Raw genomic sequence first — 18,943 nt, 5'->3', positions numbered from 1 at the left:
GATTAGGCTGACCTAAGTGCCATGTTAGGGTTCCCTTGCTTCGCCTTTCCTGACACTCTGACAGCAAAGAGCACTCCTTCGTGTCCCCTCGCACCCTCCTGCTGCGCGCCGCCCTCCCGGTCGCCCTCCTCCTGCTCGCCACCGCCTGCGGCCCCCTCCTCGACGGCGCCGAGGGGCGCGGCAGCGAGGGCCCGGACACCGACGTCCCCTCGATCGCGGACGTGACGCCGCTGGCGGACCCGCGCACCTGGCGGGGCGAGGTCGACATCAACCTCCCCGAGCCCGACATCCGTCCGGTCGAGGACGACCCGGCCCCGACCCTCCCGGTGACGGTGACCGACGCGCAGGGCACGAGGGTGCGGGTCACCGACGCCAGCCGGATCCTCGCGCTCGACATCTACGGCACCCTGTCCCAGACCGTCTTCGAGTCTCGGCCTCGGCGACCGGATCGTGGGCCGCGACGTCTCCTCGGCGTACGACGAGATCGAGGACCGCCCGCTGGTCACCCAGAACGGCCACGAGCTCAATGCCGAGGCGATCCTGGAGCTCGACCCGACGGTGGTCGTCACCGACACCTCGCTCGGGCCGTGGGACGTGCTGCTCCAGGTCCGCGACGCGGGCATCCCGGTCGTGGTCGTCGACAGCGAGCGCAACCTCGACAACCTCGCGCCGCTGACCCAGCAGGTGGCGAACGCGCTCGGCGTCCCGGCCCAGGGCGAGGCGCTCGGCCGGCGGATCGTGCGGGAGGCGACCGCCGTGCGCGCCGAGATCGCGAAGGTCGCTCCCGCCGACGTGACCGGCAAGCCTGCGGATGATCTTCCTGTACGTGCGCGGCCAGGCGAACGTCTACTACATGTTCGGCCGCGGGTCGGGGGCGGACGCGCTGATCACCGCCGCCGGCGGGTACGACGTCAGCAGCGAGATCGGCTGGGACGGCATGAAGCCCGTCAACGACGAGGGCCTCATCAAGGCCCAGCCCGACGCGATCCTGATGATGGACAAGGGCCTGGAGTCCGTCGGCGGGATCGACGGCCTGCTCGACCAGTTCCCCGCGCTCGCCCAGACTCCGGCCGGGGAGAACCAGCGGGTCATCGCGATGGACGACGCGCAGGTGCTCAGCCTACGGCCCGCGCACCGCGGACGTGCTCAACGCCCTCGCCGTCGCGCTCTACGCGCCGGACAGCCTGCCGAAGCAGGAGGAGAGGTGAGCCTCGCGCTGCCCGCGGCGACCGCCACTCCCACGGCTGCCGTGCCGGACCGGAGGCGGCGCCGTCGTACCGCGCTGTTGTACGCCGCCCCGGCGCTCGGCCTGCTCGCGATGACGCTCGTGGCGGCCGGCTCGGGCCAGCTGCAGATCCCCGTGCAGGAGATCCTCGGCTCGATCGCGCACCGGCTCGGCCTCGACGTCGGCCCGCTGCCCACGCACCCGCGCGGCGAGTACACGCTCTGGAACGTCCGCTTCTCCCGGATCGCGATGGCCGTCGTCGTCGGCGCCTCGCTCGCGGTCGCGGGCGCCGCGATGCAGGGCGTCTTCGGCAACCCGCTCGCCGAGCCGAGCGTCGTCGGCGTCTCCTCCGGCGCGGCGGTCGCCGCGGGCGCCGCGATCGTCCTCGGCCTGCGCTTCGCCGGCGACTGGTCGATCCCGGTCTGCGCCTTCGCCGGCGGCCTGGCGACCACCCTGCTCGTCTACGCACTCTCCCGCTCCGAGGGCCGCACCGAGGTCGTCACCCTCGTCCTCACCGGGATCGCGGTCAACGCCGCGGCGGGCGCGCTGCTGGCGCTGCTCATGTTCGTCGGCGACACCCAGGCCCGCGAGTCCATCGTGTTCTGGCGACTCGGCAGCCTCAACGGCAGCCGGTGGTCCTACGTCGTGGTGGTCGCCCCGCTCGCGCTCGTCGGCGTCGCGGTCGCGCTCGCCTGCGCGCGCAGCCTCGACCTGCTTGCCCTCGGCGAGCGCTCCGCGCGGCACCTCGGCGTCAACGTCGAGGGCCTGCGGATCCTGCTCATCGTCGTGGTGGCCCTGCTGACGGCGGCGGCGGTGAGCTTCTGCGGGATCGTCGCCTTCGTCGGGCTCGTCGTCCCGCACCTGGTCCGGATGGTCACCGGGCCCGGCCACCGCACCCTGCTCGTCGCCTCCGCGCTGGCCGGTGCGCTGGTGCTGATCTGCGCCGACACCGTCGCCCGCACCGCCGTCGCCTACACCGACCTGCCGCTCGGCATGCTCACCTCGCTGGTCGGCGGCCCGTTCTTCTTCTGGCTGCTGCGCCGCACTCGTCGGACCGCCGGAGGCTGGGCATGAGCGCCGCCCTCGCCGCCCGCGGGATCACGCTGTCCTACGGCCACCGTCCGGTCCTCGACGCCGTCGACCTCGACGTACGACGCCGGGAGGTGCTGGCCCTCGTCGGCCCCAACGGCGCCGGCAAGTCCACCCTGCTCGCCGTGCTCGCCGGCGACGTCACCCCCGACGACGGCGTGGTCGAGTCTGGAAGGCCGGCCGCTCGCGCAGTGGCGGCTGCGCGCGATGGCGCGCGAGCGGGCGGTGCTCACCCAGGAGCACCGGATCTCCTTCCCGTTCCCTGCCGCGGACGTGGTCCGGATGGGCCGCGCGCCCTGGCGCGGGCTGCCCGAGGAGGACGAGGACGACCGCGTGGTGGCCGAGGCGATGGCCACGACCGACGTCGAGCGGCTCGCCGCCCAGCCGTTCAGCCTGCTCTCGGGCGGGGAGAAGGGACGCACCTCCTTCGCCCGCACGCTCGCGCAGCGCACCGGCATCCTGCTGCTCGACGAGCCCACCGCGGCGCTCGACATCGGCCACCAGGGAGGCCGTCCTGGCCCGGGCCCGCGAGGAGGCGATGTCCGGCGCGGCCGTGGTCGTCGTGCTGCACGACCTGTCCCTGGCCGCGGCCTGGGCAGACCGGGTCGCGCTGCTGCACCGCGGCCGGGTCTCCGCCGAGGGCACGCCCGCCGCGGTGCTCACCGCGCCCCTGCTCAGCCTCGTCTACGACCACCCGATCGACGTGCTCACCCATCCGGCCACCGGCGAGCCTGCTGGTGCTGCCGGACCGTCGTACGTCCCTGTCGCGGGAGGAGACCGCATGACCCACCGCATCCTGACCCTGGCCCTGCTCGCCGGGCTGCTCACCGCCGGCGTCGCCACCGCGTCGCCCGCCTCCGCCACTCCGCGGATCACGGTCGTCAACGACCGCGGCACGGCCGCCGCCGACCTGCGGTACCGCACGAGGCTCACCGTCACCGGCCGCGGCTTCCAGACCGTCAAGGGCGGCTTCGGCGGGGTGTACCTGATGTTCGGCTGGGTCGACGACCCCCGCGGCGGCTCGTGGAAGCCGTCGCGCGGCGGGGTCACCGGCGCCGACTACCGCTACATCCCGGACGCCGAGAGCGCCGCCGCCAACCAGGGCTACCTGAAGTTCATCGCCTTCCCGGGCAGGCTCGACCGCCGCCGAGGCGAACGCCGTGCTGTCGGCGTCGGGCGCCTTCTCGGTCTCCCCTCACCGTGCCCGGCCCGACGTTCCAGAGCGTCGACCGCAACGGCAAGGTCGTCTCCGTCGACTGCCGCCAGGTCACCTGCGGCGTGATCACCATCGGTGCCCACGGCGTCAAGAGCCCCGCCAACGAGTCCTTCACCCCCGTCCGCTTCACCCGCGTGTACGACGCCGCGCCCGCCGGTGAGGCCCAGGACTCCGCCCCCACCGACACCACCGCCGGCGCTCCCGCGGACACCCCCGCGGACACCTCGGCCGGCACCCCGGCGACGCCCGCCACCCGCAAGAAGGCAGCCACCGCCGGGGTCCCCACGGTGCGCACCGACCGGCTCACCGCCAAGGTCGGCAACACCCTCGCCTTCACCGCCACCGGCTTCACCGCCGGCGAGCAGGTGATCGGCGTGCTCGACGACGGTGCGGCCGGCATCGGCCCCCTGGTCGCCGGGCCCTCGGGGGAGGTCGCCGGCATCCTGCCGCTGCCGGCGACCCTCCCGGCCGGCACCCACGAGTCGCGGCTCACCGGCGCCGCGTCGGGTGGCCGGGCGAGCGAGCGGTTCGCGGTCCGCGCGGCCGACCGGCCGGCGACCACGGCCGCCGTCGCGACGAGCGAGGAGGACCCGAGCGCGGCGCGGACCTTCCTGGTCGTGGCGGGTGCGCTGTTCGTCCTGGCCGTGCTCGGCGCCGGCACCCGCCTGCTGCTGCGCCGCCGCCGTCCGGCGGGAGCGCTCGCATGACCCGCCGGCTGCCCGCCCTGCTCGCGCTGCTGGCCCTCGCCGCCGTGCCCCTCTCGCTGCCGCACGCCGCCGCATCGGCGGAGGACGGAGCGGAGGCCTTCACCGTCAGCGACGCGGTGTTCCGCTGGGGCATCAACGACGAGAGCAACAACAACGCCTTCGCGCCGGGCACCTACAACTTCCCCGGGGCGGGCAAGGCACCCGACCCCGGCCGGGGCGGCCAGGTCCTCGACGGCCGGGCCCGCTGGCCGAGCACGGGCGCGCTCGCGTGGCGGGCCAGTGACGGGAAGGTCCGGATCGAGAAGGTCACCTCCTCGGGCCCGGTCCTCGCGACCTACGCCGGCCTGCGCACCGGACCCGACGGGCAGCCGCTCGGCGGCCCCACGGTCGAGGTCTTCAGCGGCCACCAGGTCGTCATCGCCGGGGGCACCGGGACGGTCGACCCCGCGGCCGGCACCGCGACGATCCGCTGGAAGGGCTCGTTCACCGTCTTCTACTACTCCGGGATGACCTTCTTCTCGGTGACCGACCCGGTGCTGGAGGTCACCCCCACCTCCGCCCGCATCACCGCCACCGGCTCGGGCCATGCCTCCTCCATGGAGGACATGACCAAGTGGTCACCGATCCCCGCCACCACGGTCACCCTGGCCGAGACTCGACGGCGTCGACGCCGAGGACCTCCGCGCCGAGAAGGGCTTCACCGCACCGACCCGCTACCTCGGCGTGCGCTACGACGCCCCCGCCTCCGGCACCCCGCAGGTCCGCACGGGCCCCGCCTGGGGCGCCGTCCCGGCCGGCCTGCTCGCCTTCCTGGAGAAGATCGGCATGGCGTCCTACTGGTACTCCTCCGGTGGCAGCGGCGACCGCTTCAAGGTCACCAAGCCGGTGAGCATCAGGCTGGGACGCGAGGACCGCCCTCGAGCCGGGGAAGCCGCCGCCGACCCCGGCGACACCGGCTCCGCAACCCACGAACCCCGCCGGCGCGGAGCCCCCGCCGGCGAGCCAGCCGACCGCGCCGCCCACTCGGGCCGCGCCGTCCACCCCCGTCCAGCCCGCCGCACCGGCCCTGCCGGTCCAGCAGCCCCTGGACGCGGCCGCGCCCGTCGCGGCCGGCCCTCCGGCGTCGTACCAGCCGCCGGTGGCGTACGCCCTCGCCTCCTCCACCGCACCCGGCCGGCCCGACCCGGCCGACCGCTGGTGGGAGTGGGCGCTCGGATTCCTCCTGCTGCTCGGGGCGGTCGGAATCACCTTGCTCCACCCCGTCATGAACCGCCTGAAAGGAACCCGATGACCACCGCACGTCGCAGCGTCGCCGGCCTCGCCGCCGTCGCGCTCACCACCACAGGGCTCAGCGTCCTGGGCGTGGCCTCCGCGCCGCACGCCTCGGCCGACCCGGCCGCCATCCCCGTCTCCGCGGCGACCCTCACCTGGGGTCTCAACGGCTACGCCCAGAAGGGCATCTTCGGCCCCTGGACCTACAAGGACCTGACCGGCAACGTCAGCCAGGCTCACCGGCTCGGTGTCCGGCGGCTCGCAGACCGAGTACGTCGTGGACCCGGTCCCCGCCACCTCGATGCCCGCCTCGACCCCGCAGAAGTCGGCCAACGCCGTGAAGTTCACCGGCGGCACCGGCACCAAGGACGCCAGCGGCGCGATCGACGTCACCTGGGACGGCTCCTACACCGTCAACGCCTACCCGGCCGGCTTCAACGCCCCCAACGAGGTCTACTCCGACCCCGAGACTCACCCTCGACGCCGCCGGCAACGGCGAGCCTGACGATGAACTTCGAGCTCGGCGCCGGCGTGGACGTCAACGGCAACCCGACCCAGGCGCACGACTACGGCCGGCTGCCGCTGCTGGAGTTCAGCAACGGCAGCATCACCCCGCGGAGCCTCGGCTCCTTCCGGGCGACGCCCGACTACCGCGGCGTCGAGGTCTCGGTCCCCGAGGGCGGCACCCAGACCCGCGGCTGCACGACCGACAACGGCGCCACCGGCTGGTGGGGCTCGTGGCCGCAGGAGTTCATCGACGCGATCCCCGGCAGCGTCCGGCCGCACTTCTACTCCACCGGCTGCGGCGGCATGCAGGACAACAAGCCCGCCCTGCCGATCGACGTCGACCTGGGCATCGCGCCGAAGGTGAGCGTCTCCGACGTTGCGCTGCTGCCCGGCGGCGCGCAGGAGATCACCGTCACCGGCTCCGGCTTCGACCCGGCGCTGGCCGTCGGCACCCGGCAGCCGATCAGCGGCCGTCCCGCCGGTGCCTACGTCGTGCTCGGCAAGTTCGCCGACACCTGGCGTCCCTCGCAGGGTGCCGCGAGCAGCGCCCGCAAGGTCGTCGTGCAGAAGTGGGCCGTGCCCGCTGCGGAGCTCAGCCAGCCCGCGATCGCCAACGGCGGTGGCTTCGAGCTGAAGGCGGACGGCACCTTCACCACCACGTTCTCCGTCGACAAGGCCACCATCGACGCCGCCGTCGCGGCCACCGCGAACCCCGCGGCGCTCACCACCTACGGCGTCTTCACCTATCCCGGCTCGGGCGCCACCGAGGCGTCCTTCGAGACCGCCACCCCGCTGACCTTCGCCGCCGCCCCCGGTACGGCGAGCGCCACCGTGGGCACGGCCCCGACCCAGGTCGCGGACGGCGCGGCGACGGTCACCGTCGCGGACGCCGACGGCACCCCCGCCACCGGCTCGGTCGACTGGACCGTCACCGACGGCAGCGCCACCGAGGTCGCCTCCGGCACCGCCCCGCTCACCGGGGGCTCCGCCGCGATCACCCTGCCCCGGGGTGCTGCGGGCGCCTACACCCTCACCGCGTCGTACGACGGTGCGGCCAACGCCAACCTCAACATCACCACGGCCAGCGCCACCGCGGGTTACTCGGTGGGCGCCACCACGTCCACCACCACCGTGCAGGTCACCCGCACCCCCACCCCGACGGCGGCGGGCGCCGCCCGGGTCACCGTCGCGCCGGCAGCCTCGGGCGTCGTACCGAGCGGTGACGTGCAGGTGCAGGCTGAAGTCCAGCACCGGCGCGGTGTTCACCACCTCCGCCGCACTCGTCAAGGGGATCGCCACGGTGCCCCTGCCGAAGCGGGCGCCGGGCGGCTACGCGCTGACCGCGCGCTTCGCCGGCGACGGCAACGTCGGCGGCTCGGTGCGCACGGTCGCGGTCACGGTCGCCAAGGTCGCCGCGACCGTTCGTGCGGCGTGGACCCGCAAGCCGACCGGCGCCCGGGCCGGTGGCGTCCGGATCACCGTGTCCGCGCTGGGCGTGAAGCCGACCGGCATCGTCACGGTGCAGGTCAAGAACGCCAAGGACCGCACCGTGCGGTCGGTCCGGGTGCGGCTGAGCGCCGCCGGCACCGCGGTGGCAGCCCTGCCGCGGCTGGCGAAGGGGCGCTACACCCTGACCGCGACGTACGCCGGCAGCGCCCAGGTCGGCCCCCAGAAGTACACCCTGAAGTTCGCGACCGCGCGTCGCTGACCCGAGGGAGCGGAGTGCGCGGCCGGTGGTCCACCCAGGCCCCGGCCGCGCGCGCCGCGCCCCCTGTCCCCCCCGTCCCCCGCGCCTAGAATCGACACCGTGCCGAAGATCGCCGCCGAGACCCTCCCCGCCCACCGCGACCAGGTGCGGCGACGGATCTTCGACGCCTTCGCACAGGCTGATGGACGAGCGCAGCCTTCGACGCGATCACGATGGCCCAGATCGCCGCCCGTGCCGAGATCGGCCGGACCGCGATCTACCACCACTTCAAGGACAAGGAAGCCGTCGTCGTCGCGTTCGCGACCGAGGAGACCCAGCACTACCTGGCCGACCTGCGCCGGGACCTCGACCTGGTCCCGGACCCGGTCGCGAAGATCCGGGTCTACCTGCGTCACCAGGCTCCGCGCCGGCCAGCAGTTCCACACCGGCATGGGCGGGATCCTCTACCACCTCCTCTCCGAGGAGGCGATGGGGAAGATCCACGACCACGTCGCCGCGGTGGAGGAGGTGCTGGAGCAGATCCTCGACGAGGGCATCGCCTCCGGCGCCTTCCAGGTCAGCGACCGCAAGGCCGCGATGTCCCTGCTGCACGCCGCGCTCGCGACCCGTCAGCCTGCCGGTCCCGGCCGTGGAGGAGTTCGTCCTTCGCGGTCTCGGCCACATGGCCTAGGCGCCCTCTCCGATCCTTCGCGCGGTCGCTTGACACCGCCATCCCCATTTACTGACACTTTGTCAGAAACCTGTCCTCCAAGGAGTCCCCATGTCCGTCGACACCACCGCAGCCGCCCCCACCCTGTCCGCCGCGATGCGTGAGGGGATCCCGCGCCGAGCACGAGGCCGCCGAGGGGTCGAGCTTCATGGCCGAGTCTGCTCGAGGGCCGTCTCAACGCCTCCGCCTACGCCGACCTGCTGCTCCGCCTGCGCCGCGTCTACGCCGCGCTCGAGGCGGCCGTCGGCGCCCGGTCCGCCGACCCGATCGTCGCCGCCGTCCACGACACCGCGCTCGAGCGGCGGGGCGCCATCGACGCCGACCTCGCCCACTGGGCGCCCGGCGTGGATCCCGAGAGCATCGAGTCCCCCGCGGCCTCGGCGTACGTCGACCGGATCCACGCGGGCACGGACTGGGGCGGCCTGCTGCTGGCCCACCACTACACCCGCTACCTCGGCGACCTCTCCGGCGGCCAGGTGATCGGCCGTGCGCTGCAGCGCACCTTCGACCTGCCCGAGGACACCGGCGTCGCGTTCTACGACTTCCCGCTGATCCCGAAGCCGAAGCCCTACAAGGACGCCTACCGCGCCCGCATCGACGGCCTCGGGCTCTCGCCGGCCGACGTCGACCGGGTGGTCGAGGAGGTCAAGGTCGTCTTCGGGCTCAACCAGGCGCTCTTCGACGAGCCTCGGCGGACAGACTCGACCGCTACCGCGCCGCCTGAGCGCGCCTGCCTTCGCACGAACTGTCATATCATTGATATGACAGTTCGCGTGGAGAGGTGAGCAGATGACGACGGATGTGCGCACGCTGCGCGAGCGCGCGGGCCTGACGCAGCAGCAGACTGGCCGACCTGTCCGGGGTCGCGCAGCCGAACATCGCGGCGTACGAGAACGGCACGCGTCGTCCGTCCCCGAAGATGCTGGCGCGGCTCGCCGCCGCGGCGCGTCCGCGACCCTCGCGCGTGCTCAGGGAGCACCGGGGAGCCATCTCCGACATCGCGACCCGCCACCACGCCCTCGCGGTGAAGGTGTTCGGCTCGGCGGCCCGTGGTGACGATCGTCCGGGCAGCGACATCGACCTGCTGGTCACCTTCGCCCCGGGCGCCTCGCTGCTCGACCAGGCCGACCTGAAGCACCACCTCGAGGACCTGCTCGGCGTGAGCGTCGACATCGTGAGCGACGGCGGCCTGCGCGGGAACCACGCCCGCATCCTGGAGGAGGCGCGACCGCTGTGACGGCCGACCACCGAGCGTTCGACCGGACGGCGCAGACCCTCGCGGAGTTCCTCGACTTCGCCGACACGGCCGAGCGCCTCGTCGCGCGAGGCAAGCCGGCCTACGACGGGGACGAGATGCTCCGCCCGGCCGCGGAGGCCCTCCTGCACAGGATCGGCGAGACCGTGGCCCGGCTGGAACGGGACGCCCCTGACCTGGTCGCCGCCCATCCCGAGGTCCGCTGGCGAGCGATGAAGGGCATCAGGAACCTGGTGGCACACGACGACGGAGCGGTCGACCCCGAGATCGTCTGGACTTCGATCGAGGCGGCGCTGCCCGCGGAGGCCGATCTGGTCCGGGCGATCCTCGCGGACCACCGGCGCCGGACGGGCTGATCACGCCCGACGGCGTTCACCACCCGGCAGCGCGCCCGGGCCGCCGCCGTTGGGCTCGGTCGATAGCCTCTTGCACCATGGTGGACTTCGGCGGCACCGGGGCCATGCTGCTCGTGATCGGCGTCGCCGGGCTGTTCTGCGCGGCCCTGGCGCTGCTGCTCGCCCGTCCGCTCGGCTGGGTCTCCGCGCTCTCGATCGCGGGCTTCGTGTGGTCGCTCGCGGTGATCGGGGCGGTCACCCTGGTGCCGACCTCCGCCCACACCGGCATCGTCGCCGCGGAAGGCCGGATGAGCACCTGCTCGTGGGACATCGGCGGCCCCGCCCCGGACGGCTTCTGGATCTTCGAGTCCGGTCAGCGCACCCTCAACACCGTGCTCTTCGTGCCCGCGGGCGCCCTGCTCGTGCTCGCGGTCGCCCGGTGGCGCGCCGGCTGGATCCTCGCCCCGCTGGGCATCCTGGCCCTCGGCGGCTACTCCGCGCTGATCGAGAAGACCCAGGCTGGAGCCTGGCCCGGATCGACCGCGCGTGCGACGTCACCGACGTGATCGACAACGTCACCGGCGCGGTCGTCGGGGCGGCGATCGGCATCGGGCTGGTCATCGTGCTGCGGCCATGGCGGCACCGAGCCCGGACCGGCAGCCGGCCATCATCCGGGCGTGGTTCCAGGTGAGCACCCCCGGCCGACGTACGACGCGGCGGCGAGCCACCCGCGCACGCTCACCCGCTGCGCGAAGTCCAGCCGGGTGCCGCCCTCCACCGCGGTCAGCGTGAAGCGGGCGTAGCCCTCCAGGTCCCCGCTCAGGGCCACCTCCACGACCGGCGGCGTGCGGGACACGGCGTCGAGCACCAGGTCCAGCGTGTAGGGCAGCACCGAGCGGCAGCACACCCAGGCGGTGTCCGGGCCGAGCCTTGGCGACCGCGCGCACCTGGGGCCACCAGCGCGGGTAGCGCTCCAGGTCCACGAGCACCGCCGCGACCTCCTCGGGCGGCGCCGGGACCTCCCAGCGGTCGACGAACTCGAAGACGCGGCGCACCCCTCCATCCTGCCCTCCCCACTTGACCTGGAGTGCACTCCAAGGGGGAAGATCGCGAGATGACCGGAGTGACGATCGCCGAGGCGTCCGACGCGCTCGGACTGAGCGCCGACACCCTGCGCTACTACGAGAAGGACGGGCTGCTGCTGCGCCCGGTGCCGCGCACCACCAGCGGCCACCGCCAGTACGACGAGCGGGACATCACCTGGATCCGCCTGGTCACCCGCCTGCGCGCGACCGGCATGCCGATCCGCGACGTCCGCCGCTACGCCGCGCTGGTCCGCGCCGGCCAGGGCAACGAGGAGGAACGACTGGCCCTCCTGCAGGCCCACCGCGAGCAGGTGCTGCGCGAGCCTGGCCGAGGTCACCGGCCACCTGGCGGCGATCGACCACAAGATCGCGCTCTACACCGACTGCGTCCTCGAGCGCACGGCTTGACCTGGAGCGCACTCCAAGGGGTTTGCTGGAGGACATGACGATCCCCACCCGCACCCTCGGTGTCAGGCTCGCCCCTCACGGTCTCGGCCCTCGGCCTCGGCTGCATGGGCATGTCGGAGTTCTACGGCAGCCCGGACGAGGCCGGTGGCATCGCGACCATCCACCGGGCCCTGGACCTCGGCGTCACCTTCCTCGACACCGCGGACATGTACGGCCCCTTCACCAACGAGCAGGCTCGTCGGCAAGGCCCTCGCCGGCCGGCGTGACGAGGCCCAGGCTCGCGACCAAGTTCGGCAACGAGCGGGCGGCCGACGGCACCCGCATCGGCATCAACGGCACGCCGGAGTACGTCCGCAAGGCCGCCGACGCCTCGCTGCAGCGCCTCGGCGTCGACCACATCGACCTCTACTACCAGCACCGCGTGGACAAGACGGTCCCGATCGAGGAGACGGTCGGTGCGATGAAGGAGCCTGGTCGAGGCCGGCAAGGTGCGCCACCTCGGCCTGTCGGAGGCATCCCCGGAGACCATCCGGCGGGCGCACGAGGTGCACCCGATCACCGCTCTGCAGACGGAGTACTCCCTGTTCAGCCGGGAGCCTGGAGGACGACATCCTGCCCGTGCTGCGCGAGCTCGGCATCGGCCTGGTGCCCTACTCCCCGCTCGGCCGCGGCCTGCTCACCGGCGGGATCACCGCGACTCCCGGCGAGGGCGACAGCCGCGCCACGGCGTACTTCCCGCGGTTCCAGGGCGACAACCTCGCCACCAACCTGGCCCTCGTCGAGGAGGTCAAGGCGATCGCCGGCGCCAAGGGCGTCACGCCCGGCCAGGCTCGCGCTGGCCTGGGTGCTCGCCCAGGGCGGCGACGTGGTGCCGATCCCCGGCACCAAGCGGGTGAAGTACCTCGAGGAGAACGCCGCCGCGCTCGACGTCGAGTCTCACCGAGGACGACCTGGCGGCACTGGAGGCCGCGGTGCCGAAGGGCGCCGTGGCCGGGGAGCGGTACGGCGACATGAGCACCATCGACGCCTGAGCGGGGTACTACGGTGGTCCGGTGACGACCCCCGACATCGACGTGCTCATCTCCCGCGCCCGGGCCTGGCGCAAGGAGGACCCCGACGAGCGGACCCGCGAGGAGACTCAGCGGGATCATCTCCGCCGTCGAGGACGGGCTCGACGAGGAGGCCGCGGCAGACCTCGCCGACCGGTTCCGGGGCACCCTGGAGTTCGGTACGGCGGGGCTGCGCGGCGCCCTCGGCGCGGGCCCGAACCGGATGAACCGGGTCGTCGTGATCCGCGCGGCGGCCGGCCTGGCGGCGTACCTCCTCGCGGAGGGCACCGAGCCCGGCGCCCCCGTCGTCATCGGGTACGACGCGCGGCACAACTCCGACGTCTTCGCCCGCGACACCGCGGAGGTGATGGCCGGTGCCGGTCTCAAGCCGCTGCTGCTCCCCCGCCCGCTGCCCACGCCCCTGCTGGCGTTCGCGATCCGCGAGTCTGGGCTGCGCGGCCGGGGTGATGGTCACCGCGAGCCACAACCCGCCGCAGGACAACGGCTACAAGGTCTACCTCGGCGACGGCAGCCAGATCGTGCCACCCGCCGATACCGGGATCGCGGCGCGGATCGACGCCGTCGGGACGCTCGCCTCGGTGCCCCGGGTCCCCCTGGGGAGCACCGGCGGCCGGGTGCTCGACGAGGGCATCGTCGACGCCTACCTCGACACCGTCGCCGGCATCGCGGGCGACGGGCCGCGGGACCTCGCGATCGTCTACACCCCGCTGCACGGCGTCGGCGCCAGCGCCCTGCCCGCGGTGCTGGAGACCGCCGGCTTCGACGCGCCGTCGATCGTCACCGAGCAGGAGCAGCCCGACCCGGACTTCCCGACCGTGGCCTTCCCCAACCCCGAGGAGCCGGGCGCGATCGACCGCGCGATCGCCCTCGCCGAGGCGACCGGTGCGGACCTCGTCGTCGCCAACGACCCGGACGCGGACCGGTGCGCGCTCGCCGTACCCGGTCCGCAGGGATGGCGGATGCTGCGCGGTGACGAGGTGGGCGCGCTGCTCGCCGACCACCTGCTGCGGGCCGGCCGCGCGGGCGTCTACGCCACCTCGATCGTGTCCTCCTCGCTGCTGGGCACCATGGCGAGGGCCGCCGGGCAGCCGTACGCCGAGACGCTCACCGGCTTCAAGTGGATCGGGCGCCTGCCGGACCTGGTGTTCGGCTACGAGGAGGCGCTGGGCTACTGCGTCGACCCCGAGCACGTGGCCGACAAGGACGGCGTCTCCGCCGCGCTGCTGCTGTGCGAGATCGCCGCGGAGGCCAAGGCCGCCGGGCGCACCCTGCTCGACCTGCTCGACGACATCGCGCTCGCCCACGGCGTGCACGCGACCGACCAGGCTCTCCGTGCGGGTCACCGACCTCGCCGTGATCGCGCAGGCCATGGAGCGGCTGCGCAACTCTCCTCCGGCCACCCTCGGCGGCTCCGAGGTCACCGCCGCGGAGGACCTCGGCCAGGGCTCGGCCGACCTGCCGCCCACCGACGGCCTGCGCTACCGCACCGCCGACGGCAGCCGGGTCATCGTGCGCCCCAGCGGCACCGAGCCGAAGGCTGAAGTGCTACCTGGAGGCCGTCGTACCGGTCGGCGACGGGGGGCTCGCCGATGCCCGCGCGACGGCCGCCGACCGCCTGGCCGGGCTGCGGGCGGACATCGCCGCGGCGGCGGGGATCAGCCTGACGTTCACCGCGTCGATCACGAAGACCAGGGTCTCGTTCGGCGCGACGCCCTGGCCGCCCTCGCCGTAGCCGAGGTCCGGCGGGACGACGAGCAGCCGGCGGGTGCCCTTCTGCATCCCGACCAGCCCCTGGTTCCAGCCGGCGATGACCTGGGCCTGGCCCAGCGGCTCGACGGTGAAGGTCTGGCCTCGGTCGAACGAGTCTGTCCAGCACCTGCTTGTCGGACCAGGTGACCAGGTGGTAGTTCGACTCCACCGAGCCGCCCTGCGCGGCCTTCGGCCCGCTGCCGGTGACCAGGTCCTTGGTGAGCAGGGTGGTCGGCGGCGAGCAGTCGTCGGGGATGGTGATCGTCGGCTTCTCGCCGAAGCCGCCCGTGACCTCGATGTCGTCGGCCGTGCACGCGGCGCCGGACGCCTGGCTCGTGCCCTCCGTGCTCGGCGAGGTGGAGGTGGAGTCGGAGGCCTTGTCGTCGCCGGAGTCCCCGCAGGCACTCGTGGCCAGCACGGCCAGCGACAGGACGGAGGCGGCGAGGAGCCGGGCGCGGGTCTGCATGGCGAGCAGCCTACGAGCGGCCGGCAAGCGCTACGCGACCAGTGCGGTCACGAGCGCGGTGAGGGCGAGCACGCCGATCGCGGCGAGCTCCACCCGCGCCCAGGTACGACGCACCGGGCCCGGCTCGGCGAAGACCTCGGCGTTCATCCTGCGCCGGATCTTGTCCTCGACCAGGGCACCGAGCGAGACCCGGCCGCGGGTGACGTCCTGGTCGGGCTCCTGCAGCGCACGGGCGTCCCGGTGGAGCGTGCGGCGGCTGCGGCCGAACCCGCTCCCGACGTAGCGGTCGTCGCCGACCTGCGCGACCGTCACCTGGGTGATCGCCAGCCCGGTGATCCGCGCGTAGGGCAGCCACCGGCTGTGCAGCACGTTGCGCAGACCCGAACCGTGGGGGTGCAGGACCACCGCGGGCCGGATCAGCACGGCCCAGGCGAGGACCCCCGCGAGCAGCAGCAGCGGATAGGCCCACAGGGCCAGGCCGTCGTTGTCCACGACCAGCCCGAAGACGATCACCCCCACGGCCAGCACGATCCCGGTCACGCCCGTGACCAGGCCACCGGACCGGTACCGCTCCGCCTTCTCGGCGCCTTCGCTCTGCACGGTCACCAACCCTATGCTGAGCCAATGCCGACCACCGCCCCCACCGATCCCGTGCCGGGACTCGCGGCGTACGCCGAGGTGACCGCGAGCGACGCCGCCCTGCGCCGCTTCCTGCACGGACTGCCCGGCGTCGACCAGGTCGGAGCCGAGGCGCGTGCCGCCGGGCTCGGGACCCGCTCGATCAAGACCACCGCCAAGGCCTGGGCGCTCGACCTGGCCATCCGCATGGTCGACCTGACCACGCTGGAGGGCCAGGACACCCCGGGCAAGGTGCGCGCGCTGGCAGCCAAGGCGCTGCGCCCCGACCCGGCCGACCCGTCGTGCCCCTCGGTCGCCGCGGTCTGCGTCTACGGCGACCTGGTCGGCGAGGTGAAGGCGATCGTCGGGAACGAGGTCAACGTCGCCGCCGTCGCGACCGCCTTCCCCAGCGGCCGGGCCTCGATGGAGGTCAAGGCTGGCCGACACCCGCGACGCGGTCGCCAACGGCGCCGACGAGATCGACATGGTCATCGACCGGGGGGCCTTCCTGGCCGGTCGCTACCTGCAGGTCTTCGAGGAGATCGTCGCGACCCGTGAGGCCTGTGTGCGCCCCGACGGCACGCACGCCCACCTCAAGGTCATCTTCGAGACCGGCGAGCCTGCAGACCTACGACAACGTGCGCCGCGCGTCCTGGCTGGCGATGCTCGCCGGCACCGACTTCATCAAGACCTCCACCGGCAAGGTGCAGCCGGCCGCGACCCTGCCGGTCACCCTGGTGATGCTGGAGGCGGTCCGCGACTTCCGCGAGGCCACCGGCGTGCAGATCGGCGTGAAGCCGGCCGGCGGGATCCGCACCGCCAAGGACGCGATCAAGTACCTCGTCATGGTCAACGAGATCGCCGGCGACGACTGGCTGGACCCGGACTGGTTCCGCTTCGGCGCCTCGACGCTGCTGAACGACCTGCTCATGCAGCGCACGAAGATGACCACCGGCCGCTACAGCGGTCCCGACTACTTCACCCTGGACTGATCTGACATGGCGTTCGAGTACGCACCGGCTCCGGAGTCGCGGAGCATCGTCGACATCAAGCCGTCCTACGGCCTCTTCATCGACGGGGAGTTCGTCGACGGCCGCGGCACGTCGTTCAAGACGATCAACCCCGCCACCGAGGAGACCCTCGCCGAGGTGGCCGAGGCCTCCGACGCCGACGTCGACCTGGCCGTGAAGGCCGCGCGCCGTGCGTTCCGCGGCTGGTCGCGGACCTCCGGCAAGGAGCGGGCCAAGTACCTCTTCCGGATCGCCCGGATCATCCAGGAGCGCGGGCGCGAGCCTGGCCGTGCTGGAGTCGATCGACAACGGCAAGCCGATCAAGGAGAGCCGCGACGTCGACGTACCGGTCGTGGCGGCGCACTTCTTCTACTACGCCGGCTGGGCCGACAAGCCTGGACTACGCCGGCCTCGGCCCGAACCCGCAGCCGCTCGGCGTCGCGGGCCAGGTCATCCCGTGGAACTTCCCGCTGCTGATGCTGGCGTGGAAGGTCGCCCCGGCCCTGGCGTGCGGCAACACGGTCGTGCTCAAGCCGGCCGAGACCACGCCCCTGACCGCGCTGCTCTTCGCGGAGATCTGCCAGCAGGCCGACCTCCCGCCGGGCGTCGTCAACATCGTCACCGGTGCGGGCGGCACCGGCCAGGCCGTGGTGTCCCACCCGGACGTCGACAAGGTCGCCTTCACCGGCTCGACCGCCGTCGGCAAGGCGATCGCCCGCGCGATCGCCGGCACGGACAAGAAGGCCACCCTGGAGCCGGCGGCAAGGCCGCCAACATCGTCTTCGACGACGCTCCCATCGACCAGGCGGTCGAGGGCATCGTCAGCGGCATCTTCTTCAACCAGGGCCACGTGTGCTGCGCCGGCTCCCGCCTGCTGGTGCAGGAGTCGGTCGCCGACGAGGTGCTCGCCAGGCTCAAGCGCCGGATGGGCACGCTGCGCGTCGGCGACCCGCTCGACAAGAACACCGACATCGGCGCGATCAACTCCCGCGAGCAGGCTCGACCGCATCCGCGAGGCTCTCCGACATCGGCGAGGCGGAGGGCGCCGAGCGCTGGGCGCCGGCCTGCGACCTGCCCTCGTCCGGCTTCTGGTTCCCGCCGACGATCTTCACCGGCGTCACCCAGGCGCACCGGATCGCACGCGAGGAGGTCTTCGGCCCCGTGCTCTCGGTGCTGACCTTCCGCACGCCCGGTGAGGCCATCGAGAAGGCCAACAACACGCCGTACGGCCTCTCGGCGGGGGTGTGGACCGAGAAGGGCTCCCGCATCCTGCACATGGCCTCGGCGCTGCGTGCCGGCGTGGTGTGGGCCAACACGTTCAACAAGTTCGACCCGGCCAGCCCGTTCGGTGGCTACAAGGAGTCGGGCTACGGCCGCGAGGGCGGGCGCCAGGGCCTCGCCGCGTACCTGAAGGGTGACATCTGATGGCCGCGCGCATCGACGTCCGCAAGACCTACAAGGCTCTACATCGGCGGCGCCTTCCCGCGCTCGGAGTCGGGCTACTCCTACGAGGTCGCCGACAGCAAAGGGAAGTTCGTGGCCAACGCCGCCCTCGCCTCGCGCAAGGACGTCCGCGACGCGGTCGTCGCCGCCCGCAAGGCCTTCGGCTCGTGGTCGGGGCGCACCGCCTACAACCGCGGCCAGATCCTCTACCGGATCGCCGAGGTGATGGAGGACCGCCGTCCGCAGTTCGAGGAGGCCGTGCGCCAGTCCGAGGGCGCCTCGGCCGCCGCCGCCCGGGCCCAGGTGGACGCCGCCGTCGACCGCCTCGTCTGGTACGCCGGCTGGGCCGACAAGGCTCGCCCAGGTGGTCGGCAACGCCAACCCGGTCTCCGGCCCGTTCTTCAACCACTCCGCGCCCGAGCCGACCGGTGTGGTGGGCGTGCTCGCGCCGCAGTCGTCCTCGCTGCTGGGACTGGTCTCCGTGATCGCTCCCGTCATCGTGACCGGCAACGTCGTGGTGGCCGTGTCGTCGTACGCCCGGCCGCTGCCGGCGGTGACCTTCGCCGAGGTGCTCGCCACCTCCGACGTCCCCGGCGGGGTGGTCAACCTCCTCACCGGTGACGCCGCCGTGCTCGGGCCCTGGCTGGCCGCGCACATGGACGTCAACGCGATCGACCTGGCCGGCGTCGCCGGATCCCCCGAGCTCGCCACCGAGCCTGGAGGTCGCCGCGGCCGACAACCTCAAGCGGGTACGACGCGCGCCGGATGCCGAGCCGGACTGGACCGCCGAGCCCGGGCTCTCGCCGATGACCGCGTTCGTGGAGACGAAGACGGTGTGGCACCCGACCGGGATCTGAGCCACCGCCGGCGCACCTACGTCTGGCTGATGGGGACCTGCCTGGTCCTCATCGTGCTGGCGTGGAACGTGGTCCGGCTGTTCTCCGTGCCCCTCGCGGTCGGGATGAGCGTGGTCGCAGCGGTCATCCCGCCGGTCGCGGTGATCCTCGCCAACCGGGGGTCGCGCGGCGGCGACGGCTGAGTCGGGTCGCGGGGTACCAGATCGAGCCGAGC

22 protein-coding genes and 8 pseudogenes are annotated in these 18,943 nt (G+C 73.3%); 27 read left to right on the top strand and 3 right to left on the bottom strand.

Annotated elements, in window-relative coordinates; all coding sequences use genetic code 11:
- Positions 1-80 precede the first annotated feature (80 nt).
- The 13 genes from G5V59_RS30740 to G5V59_RS30680 all read left to right on the top strand — a co-directional run bounded on the left by G5V59_RS30740 (position 81) and on the right by G5V59_RS30680 (position 10,589).
- Complete coding sequence (locus G5V59_RS30740; RefSeq protein ID WP_278258991.1) at positions 81-815, top strand: hypothetical protein; 735 nt, start codon at positions 81-83, stop codon at positions 813-815.
- Positions 812-2,299: an iron chelate uptake ABC transporter family permease subunit gene (locus G5V59_RS30735; RefSeq protein ID WP_278258990.1), complete on the top strand. Its 1,488-nt coding sequence runs from the start codon at positions 812-814 to the stop codon at positions 2,297-2,299. Before G5V59_RS30740 ends, G5V59_RS30735 begins: the two co-directional genes overlap by 4 nt.
- Positions 2,296-3,099, top strand: a complete 804-nt coding sequence (locus tag G5V59_RS30730; protein WP_278258989.1) for an ATP-binding cassette domain-containing protein — start codon at positions 2,296-2,298, stop codon at positions 3,097-3,099. Before G5V59_RS30735 ends, G5V59_RS30730 begins: the two co-directional genes overlap by 4 nt.
- Positions 3,096-3,596 (top strand): hypothetical protein, encoded by a 501-nt coding sequence (locus tag G5V59_RS30725; protein ID WP_278258988.1) that lies wholly within the window; start codon positions 3,096-3,098, stop codon positions 3,594-3,596. Before G5V59_RS30730 ends, G5V59_RS30725 begins: the two co-directional genes overlap by 4 nt.
- A complete protein-coding gene (locus G5V59_RS30720) occupies positions 3,593-4,237 on the top strand; it encodes a hypothetical protein (RefSeq protein ID WP_278258987.1) in 645 nt (214 codons plus the stop codon). The genes G5V59_RS30725 and G5V59_RS30720 overlap by 4 nt, the downstream gene beginning before the upstream one ends.
- Positions 4,234-5,505, top strand: a complete 1,272-nt coding sequence (locus tag G5V59_RS30715) for a hypothetical protein (RefSeq protein WP_278258986.1) — start codon at positions 4,234-4,236, stop codon at positions 5,503-5,505. Before G5V59_RS30720 ends, G5V59_RS30715 begins: the two co-directional genes overlap by 4 nt.
- Before the next feature lie 19 nt (positions 5,506-5,524).
- Entirely contained in the window at positions 5,525-7,813 is a 2,289-nt protein-coding gene (locus tag G5V59_RS30710; protein ID WP_278258985.1) for a hypothetical protein, read from the top strand.
- Positions 7,814-7,936: 123 nt separating this feature from the next.
- Positions 7,937-8,449 carry a TetR/AcrR family transcriptional regulator gene (locus G5V59_RS30705; RefSeq protein ID WP_278258984.1) on the top strand — a complete coding sequence of 171 codons (513 nt, stop codon included), beginning with the start codon at positions 7,937-7,939 and terminating at the stop codon, positions 8,447-8,449.
- Between the two features lie 142 nt (positions 8,450-8,591).
- On the top strand, positions 8,592-9,218 hold the full coding sequence (locus G5V59_RS30700) for a biliverdin-producing heme oxygenase (RefSeq protein WP_341351343.1): 627 nt from the start codon (positions 8,592-8,594) through the stop codon (positions 9,216-9,218).
- A gap of 4 nt (positions 9,219-9,222) precedes the next feature.
- Positions 9,223-9,489 (top strand): hypothetical protein, encoded by a 267-nt coding sequence (locus G5V59_RS30695; protein ID WP_278258983.1) that lies wholly within the window; start codon positions 9,223-9,225, stop codon positions 9,487-9,489.
- Positions 9,458-9,670, top strand: a complete 213-nt coding sequence (locus tag G5V59_RS30690; RefSeq protein ID WP_278258982.1) for a nucleotidyltransferase domain-containing protein — start codon at positions 9,458-9,460, stop codon at positions 9,668-9,670. The genes G5V59_RS30695 and G5V59_RS30690 overlap by 32 nt, the downstream gene beginning before the upstream one ends.
- The gene (locus G5V59_RS30685) at positions 9,667-10,044 is read left to right on the top strand and encodes a HepT-like ribonuclease domain-containing protein (protein ID WP_278258981.1); all 378 of its coding nucleotides are present in this window, start codon (positions 9,667-9,669) and stop codon (positions 10,042-10,044) included. Before G5V59_RS30690 ends, G5V59_RS30685 begins: the two co-directional genes overlap by 4 nt.
- A gap of 77 nt (positions 10,045-10,121) precedes the next feature.
- A complete protein-coding gene (locus G5V59_RS30680) occupies positions 10,122-10,589 on the top strand; it encodes a hypothetical protein (protein WP_278258980.1) in 468 nt (155 codons plus the stop codon).
- A 51-nt stretch (positions 10,590-10,640) separates the two neighbouring features.
- On the opposite strand, the gene G5V59_RS30675 is transcribed toward G5V59_RS30680, so the two are convergent.
- A complete protein-coding gene (locus G5V59_RS30675; protein ID WP_278258979.1) occupies positions 10,641-11,078 on the bottom strand; it encodes a polyketide cyclase in 438 nt (145 codons plus the stop codon).
- Between the two features lie 59 nt (positions 11,079-11,137).
- Between G5V59_RS30675 and G5V59_RS30670 the strand changes: the two genes are divergently transcribed.
- The 8 genes and pseudogenes from G5V59_RS30670 to G5V59_RS30635 form a co-directional block, all read left to right on the top strand.
- Complete coding sequence (locus G5V59_RS30670; protein ID WP_278258978.1) at positions 11,138-11,554, top strand: MerR family transcriptional regulator; 417 nt, start codon at positions 11,138-11,140, stop codon at positions 11,552-11,554.
- A 21-nt stretch (positions 11,555-11,575) separates the two neighbouring features.
- Positions 11,576-11,782, top strand: a complete 207-nt coding sequence (locus G5V59_RS30665; RefSeq protein ID WP_278258977.1) for an aldo/keto reductase — start codon at positions 11,576-11,578, stop codon at positions 11,780-11,782.
- Positions 11,779-11,925, top strand: a pseudogene (locus tag G5V59_RS30660) (aldo/keto reductase); the annotation flags it as partial. The gene G5V59_RS30665 and the pseudogene G5V59_RS30660, both read left to right, overlap by 4 nt.
- Positions 11,926-12,004: 79 nt before the next feature.
- Positions 12,005-12,051 (top strand): annotated as a pseudogene (locus G5V59_RS30655) (hypothetical protein); the annotation flags it as partial.
- 83 nt (positions 12,052-12,134) lie between these two features.
- The gene (locus tag G5V59_RS30650; protein WP_341351342.1) at positions 12,135-12,530 is read left to right on the top strand and encodes an aldo/keto reductase; all 396 of its coding nucleotides are present in this window, start codon (positions 12,135-12,137) and stop codon (positions 12,528-12,530) included.
- Positions 12,531-12,788: 258 nt separating this feature from the next.
- A pseudogene (locus G5V59_RS30645) lies at positions 12,789-12,956 on the top strand (phospho-sugar mutase); the annotation flags it as partial.
- 76 nt (positions 12,957-13,032) lie between these two features.
- A pseudogene (locus tag G5V59_RS30640) lies at positions 13,033-13,812 on the top strand (phospho-sugar mutase); the annotation flags it as partial.
- 142 nt (positions 13,813-13,954) lie between these two features.
- A pseudogene (locus G5V59_RS30635) lies at positions 13,955-14,065 on the top strand (hypothetical protein); the annotation flags it as partial.
- A 66-nt stretch (positions 14,066-14,131) separates the two neighbouring features.
- Here G5V59_RS30635 and G5V59_RS30630 read toward each other — a convergent pair.
- Positions 14,132-14,740, bottom strand: a complete 609-nt coding sequence (locus G5V59_RS30630; RefSeq protein ID WP_341351072.1) for an FKBP-type peptidyl-prolyl cis-trans isomerase — start codon at positions 14,738-14,740, stop codon at positions 14,132-14,134.
- Between the two features lie 91 nt (positions 14,741-14,831).
- Entirely contained in the window at positions 14,832-15,407 is a 576-nt protein-coding gene (locus G5V59_RS30625; RefSeq protein ID WP_278258976.1) for a hypothetical protein, read from the bottom strand.
- A gap of 18 nt (positions 15,408-15,425) precedes the next feature.
- Here G5V59_RS30625 and deoC point away from each other — a divergent pair.
- The 6 genes and pseudogenes from deoC to G5V59_RS30590 all read left to right on the top strand — a co-directional run bounded on the left by deoC (position 15,426) and on the right by G5V59_RS30590 (position 18,911).
- A pseudogene (deoC, locus tag G5V59_RS38065) lies at positions 15,426-16,411 on the top strand (deoxyribose-phosphate aldolase).
- A 6-nt stretch (positions 16,412-16,417) separates the two neighbouring features.
- Positions 16,418-16,906, top strand: a complete 489-nt coding sequence (locus G5V59_RS30610; RefSeq protein WP_278258973.1) for an aldehyde dehydrogenase family protein — start codon at positions 16,418-16,420, stop codon at positions 16,904-16,906.
- Positions 16,906-17,606: pseudogene (locus G5V59_RS30605) on the top strand (aldehyde dehydrogenase family protein). The gene G5V59_RS30610 and the pseudogene G5V59_RS30605 overlap by 1 nt, the downstream one beginning before the upstream one ends.
- A complete protein-coding gene (locus G5V59_RS30600; protein WP_278260160.1) occupies positions 17,501-17,854 on the top strand; it encodes an aldehyde dehydrogenase family protein in 354 nt (117 codons plus the stop codon). The pseudogene G5V59_RS30605 and the gene G5V59_RS30600 overlap by 106 nt, the downstream one beginning before the upstream one ends.
- Before the next feature lie 111 nt (positions 17,855-17,965).
- Positions 17,966-18,172: pseudogene (locus G5V59_RS30595) on the top strand (aldehyde dehydrogenase family protein); the annotation flags it as partial.
- Positions 18,173-18,236: 64 nt separating this feature from the next.
- Entirely contained in the window at positions 18,237-18,911 is a 675-nt protein-coding gene (locus G5V59_RS30590; RefSeq protein ID WP_341351071.1) for an aldehyde dehydrogenase family protein, read from the top strand.
- Positions 18,912-18,943 lie beyond the last annotated feature (32 nt).

The organism is Nocardioides convexus (assembly GCF_011090295.1).
The sequence above is the reverse complement of the archived record's forward strand: the minus strand, read 5'-3'. Positions and strand labels throughout refer to the sequence as shown.